The 16,457-nt window shown below is 63.4% G+C and carries 16 protein-coding genes; 3 read left to right on the top strand and 13 right to left on the bottom strand.

Going from position 1 to position 16,457, the window contains the following annotated elements; all coding sequences use genetic code 11:
• Window positions 1-96: 96 nt before the first annotated feature.
• Window positions 97-489 carry a hypothetical protein gene (locus B3M53_RS00090; protein WP_273019706.1) on the top strand — a complete coding sequence of 131 codons (393 nt, stop codon included), beginning with the start codon at window positions 97-99 and terminating at the stop codon, window positions 487-489.
• Here the strand turns inward: B3M53_RS00090 and B3M53_RS00085 are convergent.
• From B3M53_RS00085 to gap, 9 genes are all read right to left on the bottom strand, one after another.
• The gene (locus B3M53_RS00085; protein WP_349678814.1) at window positions 486-1,262 is read right to left on the bottom strand and encodes an inositol monophosphatase family protein; all 777 of its coding nucleotides are present in this window, start codon (window positions 1,260-1,262) and stop codon (window positions 486-488) included. The genes B3M53_RS00090 and B3M53_RS00085 overlap by 4 nt on opposite strands.
• A gap of 24 nt (window positions 1,263-1,286) precedes the next feature.
• A complete protein-coding gene (gene efp / locus B3M53_RS00080) occupies window positions 1,287-1,853 on the bottom strand; it encodes an elongation factor P (RefSeq protein WP_273019704.1) in 567 nt (188 codons plus the stop codon).
• 142 nt (window positions 1,854-1,995) lie between these two features.
• Window positions 1,996-3,168 (bottom strand): tetratricopeptide repeat protein, encoded by a 1,173-nt coding sequence (locus tag B3M53_RS00075; RefSeq protein WP_273019703.1) that lies wholly within the window; start codon window positions 3,166-3,168, stop codon window positions 1,996-1,998.
• Window positions 3,138-3,749, bottom strand: coding sequence for a thiamine phosphate synthase (gene thiE, locus B3M53_RS00070; protein ID WP_273019702.1), 612 nt, complete (start codon window positions 3,747-3,749; stop codon window positions 3,138-3,140). The genes B3M53_RS00075 and thiE overlap by 31 nt, the downstream gene beginning before the upstream one ends.
• Before the next feature lie 54 nt (window positions 3,750-3,803).
• On the bottom strand, window positions 3,804-4,244 hold the full coding sequence (locus B3M53_RS00065) for a CHAP domain-containing protein (RefSeq protein WP_273019701.1): 441 nt from the start codon (window positions 4,242-4,244) through the stop codon (window positions 3,804-3,806).
• A gap of 57 nt (window positions 4,245-4,301) precedes the next feature.
• Window positions 4,302-5,051, bottom strand: coding sequence for a class I SAM-dependent methyltransferase (locus tag B3M53_RS00060; protein WP_273019700.1), 750 nt, complete (start codon window positions 5,049-5,051; stop codon window positions 4,302-4,304).
• 71 nt (window positions 5,052-5,122) lie between these two features.
• Window positions 5,123-6,142, bottom strand: coding sequence for a class I fructose-bisphosphate aldolase (locus B3M53_RS00055; RefSeq protein ID WP_273019699.1), 1,020 nt, complete (start codon window positions 6,140-6,142; stop codon window positions 5,123-5,125).
• 83 nt (window positions 6,143-6,225) lie between these two features.
• On the bottom strand, window positions 6,226-7,413 hold the full coding sequence (locus B3M53_RS00050) for a phosphoglycerate kinase (RefSeq protein ID WP_273019698.1): 1,188 nt from the start codon (window positions 7,411-7,413) through the stop codon (window positions 6,226-6,228).
• Between the two features lie 27 nt (window positions 7,414-7,440).
• Window positions 7,441-8,451, bottom strand: coding sequence for a type I glyceraldehyde-3-phosphate dehydrogenase (gene gap / locus B3M53_RS00045; protein ID WP_028284566.1), 1,011 nt, complete (start codon window positions 8,449-8,451; stop codon window positions 7,441-7,443).
• A 207-nt stretch (window positions 8,452-8,658) separates the two neighbouring features.
• Here gap and B3M53_RS00040 point away from each other — a divergent pair, with 207 nt between their 5' ends.
• Both B3M53_RS00040 and B3M53_RS00035 read left to right on the top strand, forming a co-directional pair.
• Entirely contained in the window at window positions 8,659-9,849 is a 1,191-nt protein-coding gene (locus B3M53_RS00040; protein ID WP_273019697.1) for an NAD-dependent epimerase/dehydratase family protein, read from the top strand.
• Between the two features lie 132 nt (window positions 9,850-9,981).
• A complete protein-coding gene (locus tag B3M53_RS00035) occupies window positions 9,982-10,728 on the top strand; it encodes a phosphoadenylyl-sulfate reductase (protein ID WP_022700543.1) in 747 nt (248 codons plus the stop codon).
• A 6-nt stretch (window positions 10,729-10,734) separates the two neighbouring features.
• Here B3M53_RS00035 and argE read toward each other — a convergent pair whose 3' ends face one another.
• The 4 genes from argE to B3M53_RS00015 all read right to left on the bottom strand — a co-directional run.
• Window positions 10,735-11,883 (bottom strand): acetylornithine deacetylase, encoded by a 1,149-nt coding sequence (gene argE / locus B3M53_RS00030; protein WP_273019696.1) that lies wholly within the window; start codon window positions 11,881-11,883, stop codon window positions 10,735-10,737.
• 5 nt (window positions 11,884-11,888) lie between these two features.
• The gene (locus B3M53_RS00025) at window positions 11,889-12,581 is read right to left on the bottom strand and encodes an FKBP-type peptidyl-prolyl cis-trans isomerase (protein WP_022700545.1); all 693 of its coding nucleotides are present in this window, start codon (window positions 12,579-12,581) and stop codon (window positions 11,889-11,891) included.
• Between the two features lie 118 nt (window positions 12,582-12,699).
• On the bottom strand, window positions 12,700-14,622 hold the full coding sequence (locus B3M53_RS00020) for a S9 family peptidase (RefSeq protein ID WP_273019695.1): 1,923 nt from the start codon (window positions 14,620-14,622) through the stop codon (window positions 12,700-12,702).
• Between the two features lie 95 nt (window positions 14,623-14,717).
• Window positions 14,718-16,457 (bottom strand): insulinase family protein (locus tag B3M53_RS00015; protein WP_286799422.1); only part of this gene is annotated, 1,740 nt, incomplete at its 5' end.

Raw genomic sequence — 16,457 nt, 5'->3', positions numbered from 1 at the left:
CCGGGTGAAGACCCGCGGCGCCCTCGCTTGCAAAGCGCGCACTCGCCAGTTTCAACTTGCCGCAACCCTTAACCGGGATTAACCATAGCAGAGCAGATGTTGCAGCGCAGCACCGGATCCGCCATGTCGCTCAGACTGAAACGCTGGACTTACCGGATCAACCGGCACGACATCGTGCTGGAGTGCGGCTATACGCTGTGGGGGTGGGCGCAGGCGCGCCTGTCCGTAGACGGCGACAGGCTGGTCCAGACCTCCGGCTGCCGCTTCTGGCCGCTGACGCTGGATTCTCAAATAAAAACCGCTCAACCGCCCATGCCGCTGAAAGCCATCGTCACGCCGGGCTTTCTAAGCGTGCATTCCGAGCTTTGGGCCTATGGCGTTCCGGCGTCTGCGCCGGTCCGGGCTGTGAAAGGCTGGCTGGACGCGCCTCGCGGCGCCTGGCCGGAAAGCCGTCGCGCCGCGCAGAACGTTCAAAAACCGCAGAGCTAGCTGGCGACCTTTGCGAGCATTTCGCGCAATTCCTTGATCACCATCTCGTTGCCGGCCGCGATATGGCCGGTTTCCAGCACGTCCGTGCCGGGATCGATCGCGCCGGCATAGCCGCCCGCTTCACGCACCAGCACGAGACCTGCAGCGATGTCCCAGGGTTTCAGGTTGCGTTCCCAGAAACCGTCAAACCGGCCCGCCGCCGTCCAGGCGAGGTCGAGCGACGCGGCGCCATAACGGCGCACGCCCGCGGTCATCGGCATGATCTGGTGCAATTCCTTCAGGAACTGGGCATGCCCCTTCTTGCCGAAGAACGGCATGCCGGTGGCGATCACGCAATCATGCAGATCACGGCGTTCGGCCACCCGCAGGCGACGGTCGTTCATGAACGCGCCACGGCCCTTCTCGGCGTGAAACAGCTCGTCGGTGGCGGGGTTATAGACCACGCCCGCCATCAGCTCGCCTTCACGCTCCAACGCCACGGAAATGGCGAAATGGGGCTGGGCGTGCATGAAGTTCAGCGTGCCGTCCAGCGGATCAATGATCCAGCGATGGGATTTGTCGGTGCCTTCGACAACGCCGCGCTCTTCCATGACGAAGCCATAGCCGGGCCGCGCCTTGGACAGGATGTCAAAGAGGATCTCTTCAGATTTCATGTCGGCCTGGGTGACGAAATCCGCCGGGCCTTTCTTGGACACCTGAAGGTGTTCGACTTCGCCAAAGTCACGCGCCAGACGGCGGCCCGCTTTGCGGACCGCGTCGGTCATGACTTGCATCAATGCAGAAATTTGAGCCAAGACTTACTCCGCCCGACGGACATAGGAGCCGTCTTCCGTGGCCACGACAATACGCTCGCCCACACCCACGAAAGGCGGCACGGCGGTGCGGACATTCCCGGCTAGCATGGCGGGCTTGAACGAGTTCGCCGCCGTCTGGCCCTTGACCACCGGCTCGGTCTCGATCACCTCGAGCTCCACATGCTTGGGCAGCTCGATGCCGATGGGCTTCTCTTCGTAGATTTCCAGAACGACCATCATGCCGTCGGTCAGATACGCCGCGCGCTCTTCGCCGACAAAATCGATGGGCAGGCTGGTCTGCTCGTAGTTTTCAGTGTCCATGAACACCAGCATTTCACCCTCAGGGTAGAGGAACTGGTGGTCTTTTTGCTCAAGGCGCACCTTCTCAACCTTGTCCGCAGAGCGGAAGCGTTCATTGAGCTTGCGACCGTCGAGCAGGTTTTTCAGTTCGACCTGGGCGAACGCGCCGCCCTTGCCCGGTTTCACGTGATCCGCTTTCACCGCCACCCACAGGGTGTCCTGGTGCTTGATCACGTTGCCAGGCTTGATTTCATTGCCGTTGATTTTCATCGGAAGGTCCGTTTCTGGAACAGGCGCGCCGCACAAACCTTCAGCGCCGCCCATGAATTCAGCCGCGCTCGTTTAACAGGGCCGCCCTGTACGGGCAAGCTGCACGTCTGAGGCAGGGCTCAGCCCAGCCCGCCGGACACAGTTAAAACGGGCTTGATTGCACCGCCGCCTCGACCCGAACACGCTGTTGAACGGGTTCTGGCAAGGCGTTTTCCAGCGACGCTTCCAGCCGGTCGCGGTCAAAGTCTTCCGGGGTGCGGCCGCCCCGCGGCGCCGCCGCGCGCAGCACCCAGTAATAGGCGCGTTCGAGATTTTGCGGCGCGCCATTGCCGCTCGCCAGCGCATAGGCGAGCAGGAACTGGCTGTCGGGATCATTGGCGTCCGCGCCCTGACGCGCCCAGTCCACGGCGTCCGAGGGGTTGGGCGGCTGATCCGCCACGCCCTGAAACAACAAGAGTGCGTGCTGGCCCATGGCGGCGGGCAGACCGTATTCGGCGGCCATGCGGATCATCCGCGCCCCGCCGGCTTCATCAGGCTCGCCGCCCTCGCCCTGCATCATCATAAGGCCCGCTATCAGCGCCGCACTGGGATCGCCCGCCTCGCCCGCGCGTTCATACCAGGTGCGCGCCGCGCTCAGATCATGCGGACCGTGATCCCAGTCGGCCAGCGCATAGGCGTAATCACCATAGGCTTCGGCCCGTCCGCTTTGGGCGGCCAGCTGCAACCAGTTCAACGCCTCTTCGGCGGCGCCGGGATCACCGCGCTCCATCAGATACAGGCCATATTCATGGGCCCCGCGCGCGTCGCCGGCCTCCGCGGCCTGAGCGAGGTATTCACGCGCTTCCCAGACCTGAAGCCCGCCGCGTTCTTCTTCCGCCAGTCGCGACAGGATGATCAGCGCATCCGGCTCGCCCAGATCCGCCGCCCGGCGGAACCAGCGCACCGCGTCTTCATCGCTCGCCTCAGCGGACAGGCCATGCAGCAGAATATGCCCCGCCAGGGTCGCGCCGCGCGCTTCACCGCCCGCCGCCGCGCGCTGGGCGTGGATCAACGCGCCTTGATAATCGCCGACCAGATAGGCCGCAGACGCGCTCGCCATGGCGGAATTGGTCAGCGACCGGCCTTCCACCGCATCGCCGCTGGCGTCGCGCGAGAAGTCTTCCGCGAGCCCTTCAGGCAAAGGCGGCAAGGCCGTTTCCGCCGCTGGCGCCCCCTGCACATCATCAGCAGTCGGCACGGTCGGCGCGTCCTGAAAAGCCCAGGCGGAGCCGCCCAGGCACAGGATCAATCCAAGAGTTGAGACAAGCCCGCGCATGCGGCCTCCGGTCCATCGGGATGCGACCAGACCCCGCCGCATACTGCTATATAATCAGCCCCGGCGGCGATCAGTTCGGAGGCGTTCTCCGCATTTACTCCCCCGATCGCAACGCAGGGCAGTTCGAACAACTCGGTCCACCAGACCAGTATGTCCAGATCAGCGCGCGTCTTGGGCGATTTCGTGGCGGTGTCGAAAAAAGCGCCAAAAGCGACGTAATCGGCGCCCTGCTCCCCAGCCGTCATAGCCAGATGGCGGCTGTCATGGCAGGTGACGCCCACAATGGCTTTGGGTCCCAGGACGGCGCGGGCGTCACGGATCGAACCGTCCTCCTGGCCGATATGCACGCCGTCGCAGCCCAGCTTCGCCGCCAGCGCCGCATCATCGTTGAGGATCACGGACACCCCGCGCTGATGCGCGATCTCGATCAGTTTCGGCGCCAACGCCTCGATCTCCGCGTCAGAATGCTCTTTGAGGCGCAGCTGCAGGGCGGAGACGCGTCCGGCGTCCAGCGTGCGCGCCAGCACGTCTGCAAAGTCATCGTCGATTTTGGGCGGGGTCAGAAGATAAATCTCGGCCATGCCCTTCTCCTAACCCGGCGCAGGCTGAAAAGGAACAATCTGTATCGGTCGCGCTCAGGGTCGGCCTTGATAGCTGACGCCCGCAATCGTGCAGCCCAGATCCCAGACCCGCCCCCGCCCCTTGGCCCGCACCACGCCATAGCGCTCGCCGCGCGCCTCGATCGTGCCGCCCGCCCCGTCGCTGATCGCCACATGGCCGGCGCCATAATGATGGGGGCGACGCACCAGCACGGCGCCCGGCATCTCAAACGCGGCTTCGACGGTCAGAGCGTGCGCGGGGTTTTCGGCGTACGCAATCCAGGCGCCTGAATAGGGGTGGCCCGCTGGTGTGAGCCCCGCCTTGATCTCATAGGCCTGATACACGCACCAGCTGACGAAATCGGCGCAATCCCACGGCCCGGCATAGTCGGGATCTTCAAGCGCCGCCACAGCGCCCAAGCGATAGGCTTCACCGATATGTGCGCTGGCGATATGGACAAGATCGTCTCCGGTCATCTGACACCCCTTTGATAAAACGGGTCTCAGTATCGCGGCGCCGGGACAGGGGGCGGATTAGCGCTTTGGCGGCGTGTGGACGAAACCGGCGCGCACGGTGATTGGCCAGCGCACCCGGACCTCACCCTCGCCCCAGGCCTCGCGCGCCTTGTCGAGATAGCCGTCCACCAGGGCGTCCTCGCCCGCAGCCCGCGCGCCGCGCAGCGCCGACCAGCTTTCGAGATAGGCGGCCATCTCATCAAACGTCCAGTCATGCACGATGGCGCCGCCCTTCACCGTGATCTCGTCAAAGGGGAAGTCAAACCGTGCATAGGCGGTTTCGACATCTTCGCGCTCGGGCCGCCACCACGGATCAAGCGCTTGATAAAGCTGGCCTATGGGCTTCATGGCGGGCGTGTCAGCCTCGGCGTTGTTATAGGTGATCAGCGCCAGCACTGCGCCCGGCGCCGCGATGCGGCGCACCTCAGCGTAAAACCGCGGACGGTCAAACCAGTGCGCCGCCTGCGCCGCCGTGATCAGATTGGCGCTGCCGCTGGCGACCGGCAGGGCTTCGGCGGGGGATTTGGCGTAACTGACCTTGGGATGGGCGCGCGCATGGGCGAGCTGGCTGTCGCTGGGATCAAAGGCGCGGACCTCATCAAAATACTCCGCCAGCAGCACGGATAACTGTCCCGTGCCGCAGCCCACATCCACCGCAAGCTTGTGCTTGCTCACAAGACCTTCAAGCGTGAAAGCGAGTTTGGACGGATAGATCGGGCGGCCTTGAGCGTAGCGCTCGCCGCCCTGTTCAAACGGGTTTGCTGTCATGGGGCGAGCGTGAAACGAAAACGCCCCGGCCGCAAGGACCGGGGCGTAAGACGTCACGTCTGGCGAAGCGCTTAGCCTTCGCTTTCCAGACCCTCATTCCACTCGCCCAGCGCGGCCAGGCCGTTCATGCGGGCGCGGTGGTTGAAGGCTTTCTGACCGGCGGCGACATCAGATCCGTTCCACGCTTTCAGCGGGGCGGCCTGCAGCGCGCGACCATAGGAGAAGGTCAGCGGCCAGGGCATGTCAAAGCCCTCATTGAGCAGGTTGAGGTGCGCGGTGGCGTCCAGATCGGACTGGCCGCCCGACAGGAAGGCGATGCCCGGAACCGCCGCCGGAACCGTGTTCAGAAGGCATTGCGCCGTCATCTCTGCCACTTCCTCGCGGCTGGCCTGATCCGCGCATTTCTTGCCGGCGATGACCATGTTCGGCTTCAGAACCGTGCCTTCCAGGATCACGCCCTGATCAAACAGCTCGGCATAGAGGCGCTTGAGCGTGAATTCGGTCACTTCATAACAGCGCTCGATGGAATGATCACCGTCCATCAGAACCTCAGGCTCGACGATCGGGACAATATTGGCCTCCTGGCACAGGGCGGCGTAACGGGCCAGCGCGTGCACGTTCACATCCACGGCGTATTGAGAAGGGATGTCCTCGCCATTGATGTCGATGACGGCGCGCCATTTGGCGAAGCGCGCGCCCAGATCATGATACTCGGCCAGACGCTCGCGCAGACCATCAAGGCCTTCGGTGATGGTCTCGCCTTCGGCGCCGGCCAGCGCCTTGGCGCCCGCGTCGACCTTGATGCCAGGCACTGCGCCCGCATCTTCGATCAGCTTCACCAGCGGCGTGCCGTCGGCGGCTTTCTGGCGCAGGGTTTCGTCAAACAGGATGACGCCTGAGACATGGTCGGTCATGGCGGGGGTGGTGCGGAACAGCATCTCGCGCCAGTCACGGCGATTGTCTTCAGTGTTTTCAAGACCGATGCCGTCAAAGCGCTTGCCGATGGTGCGCGTGGATTCGTCGGCGGCCAGAAGGCCCTTCCCCGGCGCCGTCATGCGGATCGCGATTTCGTTGAGCTGATCGATGTCCATGACCGTCGTCCCCCTTAGAAGAAAGTGTGGCGAAGCTCGCCGGATTGAGTGTGTTTCGCCCCGAGCGGGCGAAGGGTCAAGCCTTAGTCCCGAAGCGCTTCCACGCCCGGCAGAGCCTTGCCCTCAAGCCATTCCAGAAAGGCGCCCCCTGCCGTCGAGACAAAGGTGAAGTCATCTGAGACCCCCGCCTGGTTGAGCGCGGCGACCGTGTCGCCTCCGCCCGCCACGGCCGTCAGCCCATGATCCTTGCAGCGCGAGGCGGCGTAGCGGGCCGCTTCCACGGTGGCGGTGTCAAAGGGCGGCGTTTCAAACGCGCCCAGCGGCCCGTTCCACACCAGAGTGCGCGAAGCGGCGATGGCGTCGGCGAGCTGATCGACCGTCTCCGGTCCGCAATCAAGGATCATCTCGGTCGCCGCGACCTCCTCCACCGGAACGACCCGGCGGTCGGCATGGGGTTTGAACTCCTTGGCCACCACCACGTCGGTGGGCAGCAGCAAGGCGCACTGCGCCTGGCCGGCGGCTTCGTCGATGGCCTTGGCGGTGTCAATCAGATCGACCTCATACAAGCTTGCGCCCACATCATGACCGCGCGCGGCCAGGAAGGTGTTCGCCATGGCGCCGCCCACAAACAGGCGGTCCACCTTTTTGACGAGGTTTTTCAAAAGCGCGATCTTGGTGGAGACCTTGGCCCCGCCCACCACCGCCAGCACCGGGCGGTTGGGATTGTCGAGCGCCGCAGTCACATGATCGATTTCACGCTGAAGCGCCAGACCGGCATAGGCCGGCAACAGCCGGGCCACGCCTTCGGTGGACGCATGCGCCCTGTGCGCGGCGGAGAAGGCGTCGTTCACATACACGTCCGCCAGTTCCGCCAGCTGGGCGGAGAATTCCGGGTCGTTGCTCTCTTCGCCCTCATGAAAGCGCGTGTTCTCCAGCAAGAGCACGTCGCCCGCCTTCATGAAGGAGATCGCGCCTTTCGGATCTTCGCCCACGCAATCAGAGACGAACTTCACCGGATGGCCGATCAGATCGGACAGCGGCGTGGCCACGGGCGCCAGGCTCATCTGAGGGTCGCGCTTTCCCTTGGGGCGGCCGAAATGCGCCATCAGGATCACTTTCGCGCCCGCCTCGCGCAGGAAGGCGATGGTCGGCAGCGCCGCGCGCAGGCGGGTGTCGTCGCTGACGCTCCCGCCTTGCATGGGCACGTTGAAGTCCACACGGACCAGAACACGTTTACCGGCGATGTCGGCGTCTTCGATGCGGCGGATCATAGGAGCGTCCCTTCAGGGTCCGTCAGCTTAGAGAAAGCGGCCCATGGCCTTGGCGGTGTCGAGCATGCGGCATGCAAAGCCCCACTCATTGTCATACCAGGTCATGACGCGGACCAGGCGTTCGTCGATCACATTGATCTTGTCGAGCGCCACCACCGACGAGCGGCTGTCATGGTTATAGTCGATGGAGACGAGCGGCGCCGTGTCATAACCCAGAACGCCCTTCATCGGACCGTCCGCCGCCGCCTTGATCGCCGTCGATAGCTCTTCGACCGAGGTCGGCTTGCCCGGCGTGAACACCAGGTCGATCAGCGACACGTTCGGGGTCGGCACGCGAACAGCCGAGCCGTCGAGCTTGCCCGCCAGCTCGGGAAGCACCAGGCCGACCGCCTTGGCGGCGCCGGTGGAGGTGGGGATCATCGACATCGCCGCGGCGCGCGCACGGTGCAGATCCTTGTGGTTCCGGTCGAGCGTCGGCTGGTCGCCGGTATAGGCGTGGATGGTGGTCATATGGCCGCGCTCGATGCCGACCGCGTCATTGAGCACCTTGGCCACCGGCGCCAGGCCGTTGGTGGTGCACGAGGCGTTGGAGACCACGATGTCGTCGGCGGTCAGCTGGTCATGGTTCACGCCATAGACAATCGTCTTGTCGGCGTTCTTGGCCGGGGCCGAGCACAGAACGCGTTTGGCGCCGGCCTCGATATGAGCCATCGCCTTGGCCTTGTCATTGAAGGCGCCGGTGCATTCCAGCACGAGATCAATGCCCATCTCGGCCCAGGGAAGCTTGGACGGATCACGCTCATTGACCTTGGTGATCTTGCCGAAGCCCAGATCCATCCAGTCTTCGCCGGTGGTCAGATCGCCGCGATAGCGGCCATGCACGCTGTCAAACGCGAACAGATGGGCGATGGCTTCAGCGGTGCCGGAATTATTGATCGCCACAACCTCGAACTCGTCCGTCCGCTCGTGCTCCATGAGGGCACGCAGAGCCAGACGGCCGATCCGGCCAAACCCGTTGATCGCCACACGCAGCGCCATGATCCGCTCCTTTAACCAGTTTGAGCCGCGCGCAGCCAAGCGCTTGCGGCCTTGAGACATATCGCGCGCGGTTTAGACGGTTCCCGACTGTCCGTCCATACGCGAGGCGCCGGGACCGCGTCCCGCCCTTGCATCCGAGCCCATGAACTGCAAGAAACCTCGTCAAAATTCTGACAGGGTCAGGACAGTCTTTTTTTGGGGATTGAGATGAAAGTACTCGTGCTCGGCGGTGATGGTTTCTGCGGCTGGCCGTCTGCGCTGCATCTGTCTGCGCGTGGCCATGACGTTGTAATCGTGGACAATCTGTCTCGCCGGAAAATCGATATCGAGCTGGAAGTCGACTCTCTGACGCCGATCCGCCCCATGGGCGAACGTCTGGCGGCCTGGAAGGACGTGTCCGGCAAAGAGATTCGCTTCAAGGATCTCACCATCGGCAAGGACTATCAGGAACTGGTCGACCTGATCCTTGAAGAAAAACCTGACAGCATCATTCACTTCGCCGAACAGCGCGCTGCGCCCTATTCGATGAAGTCCGCGCGCCACAAGCGCTACACCGTCGACAACAACCTGAACGCCACCAATGACGTGCTGGCCGCCATCGTGGACACCGGGCTGGACATCCACCTTGTTCACCTGGGCACCATGGGCGTTTACGGCTACGGCACGGCGGGCATGAAAATCCCCGAAGGCTATCTGAAGGTCAAAGTGGAGACCCGAGAAGGCCTGAAGGATCAGGAGATCCTGTATCCGGCCAATCCGGGCTCGATCTACCACATGACCAAGACCCAGGATCAGTTGTTCTTCCACTTCTATAACAAGAACGACAAGGTGAAGATCACCGACCTGCACCAGGGCATTGTCTGGGGCACCCAGACTGAAGAAACCAAAAAAGACGAGCGCCTGATCAACCGTTTCGATTATGACGGCGATTACGGCACCGTGCTGAACCGCTTCCTGATGCAGGCCGCCATCGATTTCCCGATGACCGTGCACGGCACCGGTGGCCAGACCCGCGCCTTCATCCACATTCAGGACACGGTGCGCTGCATCCAGCTGGCGGTCGAGAACCCGCCCGAACATGGCGAGCGCACGCGCATCATGAACCAGATGACCGAGACCCACCGGGTTCGAGAACTGGCTGAGATGATCGCCAATATGACGAAGACCGAGGTCGCCTACCTGCCCAATCCGCGCAATGAAGCTGACGAGAACGAACTTCACGTGGAAAACGACACCTTCCTGTCCATGGGTCTGAAGCCGATCACCCTGGCCGAAGGCCTGATGGAGGAAGTCACCGAGATCGCGAAGAAATATTCCGGTCGCTGTGACCGCTCCAAAGTCAAATCCGTCTCTTACTGGAACAAGGATCGCGAAGCCGCCCAGTCTGAGAAAGGCTGAGCGCTCTGATCCGAGCCAGACGACCCAAGGCCGGAGCATTGTCTCCGGCCTTTTTTCTCTCCTTCGCGCACCCCGCCCCTTGAAGCGGACGCTCTGACCGCTCACCCTGCCAAGGGCGATCACAGGTGGCCCATGTCGGCGTTGAAATCAGAATACAGGCTGGCGCTGGAAGCGGGCGCACAGGCGCTCGACGCGGCGCTGGACGGGCTCGACGCCGCGGGCGCGGTGCGCCGGGTGCTGGCTGGCATTTATCCCGGCGAATCCTGTGTGGTGTCGTCTTTCGGGGCGGAAAGCGCGGTGATCCTGCACCTGGTCGCCCAGGCCAAACCCGATACGCCGGTTCTGTTCATGGATACCGGCCAGCTGTTTGACGAGACGCTCGCCTATCGCAACGCTCTCTCTGAGCGGCTAGGCCTGAGCGATGTGCGGACCCTGTCGCCCAATCAAGACCACCTCAAGGCCGATGATCCTGACGGCACGCTGCACAAGACCAATCCTGATCTGTGCTGCCATATCCGCAAGACCTTGCCGCTGATCAGCGCGCTGCGGCCCTATAAAGTCTGGATTTCAGGACGTAAACGCCATCATGGCGGAGACCGGGCCGCCCTGCCGCGGGTCGAGATTCAGGACGGCAAGCTCAAGCTCAACCCGCTTTTTGACTGGTCACGCGACCAGATCAACGCGTATTTCGAAGCCCATGACCTGCCGCCCCACCCCATGGTGGCGGACGGCTATCCCTCAATCGGCTGCCTGCCTTGCACCACGCAAGTCTCAGACCCAGCTGAAGATCCACGCGCCGGACGCTGGGCGGGTCAGGACAAGACCGAGTGCGGCATCCATATCAGCGAAGACGGTGTGATCACCCGCACGGGCGGCTAATCGCGTCTAAGCGGAGAGGCGCTGTTCCAGCTTTCTCAGGAAGGCCATGCAGGCCTCAAGTTCGCTGATGGCGACGAACTCATCGGCCTGGTGGGCTTGCTCGATCGAGCCTGGTCCGCAAATCACGGTGGAGAAGCCCGCTTCCTGAAACTGGCCGCCCTCGGTGCCGTAGGCAACCACGCGCGGGCTGTTATCGCCTGTCAGGGCGCGGGCGAGGGTTTCCGCCTCCCCCATCTCTTCAGGGCGCAGCGGCGGCACGTCCGACAGTATCTCGATAGTGATCTTCGCGTCCGGCGCGGTCTTGTGCATCTCCGCTTCCAGCGCCTGCGCCCGTTCCGCCAGACGTCGTCCCAGCCCCGGCCCGTCATCCCAGGGCGCCGGGCGCATCAGGGATTCAAACCAGGCGTGACGCGCCAGAATATTGATCGCCGTGCCGCCGCCCATCTGACCGATGGTCATCGTCCCATAAGGCGGGTTGAACGGGCTGTCCGCCGGGGTCTTGGCCTTGAGAGCATCGGCCTCCTCGACGATCCAGTTCATCAGGCGCACGGCGTTGGTCGCGGCGCAGGCGCCATCCTCGACCAGCGACGAATGCGCCTCCTTGCCGAACACCTCAACCCGAACCGAGAACAGGCCCTTATGGCCCGTCACGACCGCCATCTCGGTGGGCTCGCCCACGATCACGCAAGACGGTCGGGGCGTATGGCCCGCCATCTGGGCGATCATGTCCGGCGCCCCCAGGCAGCCGATCTCCTCGTCATAGGAGAACGCGAAATGCACGGGCCGTTTGAGACCGGCCTTCGCAAAGCTCGGCGCCTGAGCCAGGGCGCAAGCGATAAATCCCTTCATGTCGCACGAGCCGCGCGCATAGAGCTTGCCGTCGCGTTCGGTCAGCGTGAACGGATCAGAACTCCAGTCCTGACCATCCACCGGCACCACATCGGTATGGCCGGACAGAACGACGCCGCCATCCACATCCGGCCCCAGGACCGCATGAAGATTGGCTTTCTTGCCGTCCGGACTGGCGATGCGATGGCACACCGCGCCCAGACCAGCCAGATACGCTTCCACCCGGTCAATCAGAGCCAGGTTGGAATTGCGAGACGTGGTGTCAAAGGACACCAGCTCGGCCAGCCAGTCGGTCGCGGTGCGCATCGGCTTTACTGCTCGTCGATCGGGCGGTTGGGCAGGCTGATCAGCTCCATGCGGAAGATCAGCGTGGCGTTCGGGCCGATCGGACCGCCGGGCGTGCCGGTGGGGCCATACGCGAGGTTGGAGGGGATAAAGAGGGTCCACTCCTCGCCCACATGCATCAGCGGCAGCGCTTCCACCCAGCCTGCGATCAGACGGTTGGAGGGGAAGGTGGCGGACTGGCCGCGTGCATAGGAGCTGTCAAACACCGTGCCGTCGATCAGCGTGCCTTCGTAATCGACTTCCACCATTTCGCCGCGCGGATCGGGCGAAACGCCGTCCCGGGCGCGATTGATGCGAAACTGAAGACCCGACGGCAGGGTGAACACGCACGGATTGACGGCGTTCTGCTCCAGGAAGGCGGCGCCCACTTCAGCATTGTAATCAGCCAGCGCCTGATCTTCGCCCTGTTCGGGCACGTTGAATTCAGGATCGTCACCTTCGACGCGGCACTGACGCGCTTCGGCGACGATGGTCTCTTCTTCAGACATCGCGGCCGAGCCCGCCATGGCTTCAAGGATGTCGTTGACCTGGGCTTCGCTCTCGCTCAGCGCCTCTTCACCACCCGCATCAGCGGCGGGTTCTTCGGCGGACGGCGCGCCACAGGCGGCGAGGCCCAGGCTGACAAGCGCGGCGGTGGTCAAAAGCGCAATACGGTTCATGGTGAACTCCCCTAAGTCCTCACGCACCGACGGGCGCGGAGTGTCAGGCCTGAGCCTGAACGCGAAACGGCGCGAGCTTATCAGGCCCGCGCCGCGCGTCGAGGGGGTGTGTGCGCCGTCACTCGAGCCCGAGCACATCGGTGAAAAACAGGGTTTCCGCCGCCCGCTGGAAATCCCGATTGGATTTCTTGCGGAAGCCATGGCCTTCATCCATCGCCAGCAAATACCACGGGTCTCCGCCGGCCTCGCGCACCGCGCTCAGGATCTGCTCGGCTTCAGACGCCGGCACGCGCGGGTCATTGGCGCCCTGGATGATGAAAAGCGGCGCTGTGATGCGATCCGCCTGATTGGCGGGGCTGATTTCCTGCAAGAAGGCGTACATGTCCGGATCGCGTTCATCACCATATTCAGCCCGGCGCAGATCGCGCCGATACCCGTTGGTGTTTTCCAGGAAGGTCACGAAATTGGAGATGCCGACAATATCCACGCCGCCCGCAAGCCGGTCGGAATAATGCACCATGCTGGCCAGAACCATATAGCCGCCATACGACCCGCCATAGACCACAACGCGGTCTTCATCGAGCTCAGGCTGTTCAGCGATCCAGTCCAGCAACGCGCCGATATCGCGCACGGAATCTTCGCGATTCATGCCGTTGTCGAGCGCCACATACGCATTGCCATACCCTGATGAGCCGCGAACATTGGGCGCGATGACAGAGACGCCCAGCTCATTGACCCAGTACTGGATCGTCGAGCTGAAACCCGGCCGTTCCTGGCTCTCCGGGCCGCCATGAATATCGATGATCACCGGACTCGGCCCCTCGCCGGGCGCCGCATAATAGAATGCCGGGATTTGCAGGCCGTCAAAGCTCGTGAACTCGATCAACTCGGGCGTGACGAAGGAATCCGTGTCCAGCCCGCCCACTTCAGACTGGGTCCAGCGCGTCAGTTCGCCAGTCTCCAGCGTGTAGGTCCAGGCGTCGCCGGGCGATTGCGCGCTGACATGGGAAAAGCCGAGACGCGCGTCTTCCGCGTCAAACTGCACGCCGCCGATCAAGCCCAGCGGCAGATCCGGAGTCGGCAACGTTTCACCGCTGACCGGGTTGATGATGTGCAGCTCGGAATTGCCGCCGCTATTGAGGACATAGGCAAGCGTCTCGCCGTCCGAAGACAGGTCCATGCCGCTGACATCCCAACCATGATCGGGCGTGACCTGACGCATGGCGTTGTCGGCCAGATTGATCTCCACAACCCGGCGGAATTCGCCGCCTTCATCAGTGATCACATACAGGCTCTCGCCGTCCGGGGTGAAAACCGCGCCGCCATACGCCACGTCGGCGTCCGGATTGACCTCGGTCAACGCACCGGACTCCACGTCCAGCACATAGAGATCCGCATGAGTGATCGAATAATAGCGCAGGATCAGCAGCTGACGGCCGTCCGCGGACCAGTCCACCGGGATCATCAGGCCTTCGCCCTCCAGCGCCACGCGCAGGGATGCGGGATCGGACGGATCCGCGACCAGAATGTCAGAGTCCGGATCGCCGTCCACTTGCCGGTACCAGGCGATCCGGGCGCCGTCATCTGACCAGTTCAGTCCGCCATTGCGCGTTTCAGCTTCGGTAAAGCGGGAGTATTGCGCGGTTTCGGGGTCGAACAGATAGCCCTGGAAGAACTCGTCACCGCCAATATCCTTGGTGAAGACGAACTGGCCGCCGCCCGGGCGAACATTGGCCCCGCCGGTTCGCTCGGAGAAGAAGGTGACCTGCCGGCGCATGCCCATCGGATTCGCCACATGGTGGATCTGGCTGGTCTCGCCGAACCGGGTGGTGATGTAGACGCCGCCATCGGGCGCGAAATCGGAAAACCCGGCCGAGCGCGTATTGGCGTATTGCTGGAGACGCTCCTGCACCGATGCGGGAATATCGGGGATGTTCTCCATCACCAGATTGCCCTGGGTCACACGCCCGTCCTGCTGAGCCGCGCTCAGCCCGACCGTGCACAACGCCAAGATACAGGCGCTCGCGATTAGCTGTCTCATCACTCTCTCCCCATCAAACCTGTGCAGGATGTTCAGTCTGCGCTGATATCACCCCCTAGTGAACCCAAGCCCCGACAGGCGGCCCGGATGCGGCATCAGTCTCCGGCGTCTTCAGACATCCCTTGCGGCAGAATCGTGACCCGATAGGCCTCTGAGGGCTTGAGCGAATCCGCCGCCAACGCCACCAGCTCAGCCACCGTCACCGCGCGATAATCATCTTGCACCGAGCGGATATGATCGAGCGTTTCAGGGCGGCTCTGGGAACGCGCCAGGGCGTTCACCCAGAACGGATTGCGTTCAAGGTTTTCTTCCAGGCTTTCCAGGATCGGCTGTCGGGCGCGCTGGAGTTCGTCCTCGGAGATGTCGCCGCCCGCCATAGCGAGGGAAATCTCATCGGCGATGGCGTACATGCGATCAATCTCGGACACGTTCACATCCAGACCGACCCAAAAGAAGCCATAGCCTTCCGAGACCCGCGATTGCTGGCTAGAGACAATGGCGGAATAGGTCGCGCCTTCCTGCTCCCGGAACCGGTCGATCGCCTTGAGATTATAGACGGCGCGCAGCAGGTCATAGGCCCGGCGCTGGCGCGGCTCAATCCCGTCCGTCGTCGGGTAATACACGTTCGCCATGCCCTGATAGTCCTGACCATTGAAGGTCACGATTTCAGGGTCTTGCGTCGCTTCAGGGAAGCGGACCTGCGCATTCTCCTCATACTCCGGCCAGCTGGCGTCACGCTCCGCCAGGGCGCCGAAGGTCGTCGCCACCACCTCAATGGCGCGTTCGGTGGTCACGTCGCCGGTGATGGTGATCTCGATCGGCGCACTGTTCAACGCCGGCTCCAGCATGGTGCGGGCATGCTCCATGGTGAAAGCGCTGACTTCCTCTGCGGTCGGGAAGCCCCAGCGCGGATCGCCGCTGCGCAGCACGCGACCGACCCGGTTTACCGCTACCTGAACGGCTTGCGCGTTCTGGCCGCGGCGGATCTCCTCGGCGATGGCGCGGAACTGGTTGAGCCCGTCCTCACGCCAGCCCGGCGCCGTCATGAACGCCGCCAGGACCTGCATTTGCAGCTCAAAATCGGTCGGTGTCGTGGCGTTGCTGAACGAGAAGGTGTCAGTCCCCACATTCAGGCCATATCCCACGGAACGCCCGGCCAGTAGCCGTTGCAGCTCGTCACGGTCATGGGCTTCCAGCCCCCCGCCGCCAAACACGGCGCCCAGAATGGTGCCCGCCGCGGGACTCGGTTGCGGGGTCAGATCGCCCGCGCCGAAATCCACACGCACTCGGATGACATTGTCTTCAAAATCAGTGGTTTTGACATTCAGGCGCACGCCATTGTCAAAGACGATCTGGTCGACGCCCAGATCTTCGACCCGGCCCGTGCTGACCACCTCGCCGGCAGAACCGAACTCGGTATAGGCGAACTCGGCCGAGCCTGCGTCTTCCACCGGCGCCACAGGTTCAGCGGACGAGGCGAGCCAGGCTTCGCGCACGGCCGCTTCGCCGTCGGCCAGGTCCTGATTGACGGCGACCATCACCATGGGCGGCGAGGCGTCCCAGACCGCTCGCATGGCATCTTCTACAGCTTCAACCGTGATGCGGTCTTCCTGCGCTTCAAAACGCGCCAGCGCATCCTGGGGCGACGAGAACACCTGTCCTTCAATCCAGCTCGACCACAGGCCATCGGCCAGATCGCCGCTTTCACGCGTATCCGCCTGATCGACAGCGTTGCGCAGGCTGGTGCGCACATTGGCCAACTGTTCGTCGAGCTCGGCCTGGGTGAAGCCGTGCTCCTGAGCGCGACGCAGCTCCTGTTCCAGAACCGCCACGCC

Origin of the sequence: Oceanicaulis sp. UBA2681 (assembly GCF_002354675.1) — a bacterium.
GTDB lineage: Bacteria > Pseudomonadota > Alphaproteobacteria > Caulobacterales > Maricaulaceae > Oceanicaulis > Oceanicaulis alexandrii.
The sequence above is the reverse complement of the archived record's forward strand: the minus strand, read 5'-3'. Positions and strand labels throughout refer to the sequence as shown.

Bases quoted from the DNA above. Each gene is read 5' to 3' on its own strand.
- B3M53_RS00020 (WP_273019695.1), bottom strand. From the start codon at position 14,622: ATGAGACAGCTAATCGCGAGCGCCTGTATCTTGGCGTTGTGCACGGTC.
- B3M53_RS00040 (WP_273019697.1), top strand. From the start codon at position 8,659: ATGAAAGTACTCGTGCTCGGCGGTGATGGTTTCTGCGGCTGGCCGTCT.
- B3M53_RS00075 (WP_273019703.1), bottom strand. From the start codon at position 3,168: ATGCGCGGGCTTGTCTCAACTCTTGGATTGATCCTGTGCCTGGGCGGC.
- B3M53_RS00035 (WP_022700543.1), top strand. From the start codon at position 9,982: ATGTCGGCGTTGAAATCAGAATACAGGCTGGCGCTGGAAGCGGGCGCA.
- B3M53_RS00025 (WP_022700545.1), bottom strand. From the start codon at position 12,581: ATGAACCGTATTGCGCTTTTGACCACCGCCGCGCTTGTCAGCCTGGGC.
- B3M53_RS00090 (WP_273019706.1), top strand. From the start codon at position 97: ATGTTGCAGCGCAGCACCGGATCCGCCATGTCGCTCAGACTGAAACGC.
- argE (WP_273019696.1), bottom strand. From the start codon at position 11,883: ATGCGCACCGCGACCGACTGGCTGGCCGAGCTGGTGTCCTTTGACACC.
- B3M53_RS00085 (WP_349678814.1), bottom strand. From the start codon at position 1,262: ATGCAAGTCATGACCGACGCGGTCCGCAAAGCGGGCCGCCGTCTGGCG.
- gap (WP_028284566.1), bottom strand. From the start codon at position 8,451: ATGGCGCTGCGTGTGGCGATCAACGGGTTTGGCCGGATCGGCCGTCTG.
- B3M53_RS00050 (WP_273019698.1), bottom strand. From the start codon at position 7,413: ATGATCCGCCGCATCGAAGACGCCGACATCGCCGGTAAACGTGTTCTG.
- B3M53_RS00060 (WP_273019700.1), bottom strand. From the start codon at position 5,051: ATGACAGCAAACCCGTTTGAACAGGGCGGCGAGCGCTACGCTCAAGGC.
- thiE (WP_273019702.1), bottom strand. From the start codon at position 3,749: ATGGCCGAGATTTATCTTCTGACCCCGCCCAAAATCGACGATGACTTT.
- B3M53_RS00065 (WP_273019701.1), bottom strand. From the start codon at position 4,244: ATGACCGGAGACGATCTTGTCCATATCGCCAGCGCACATATCGGTGAA.
- B3M53_RS00055 (WP_273019699.1), bottom strand. From the start codon at position 6,142: ATGGACATCGATCAGCTCAACGAAATCGCGATCCGCATGACGGCGCCG.
- efp (WP_273019704.1), bottom strand. From the start codon at position 1,853: ATGAAAATCAACGGCAATGAAATCAAGCCTGGCAACGTGATCAAGCAC.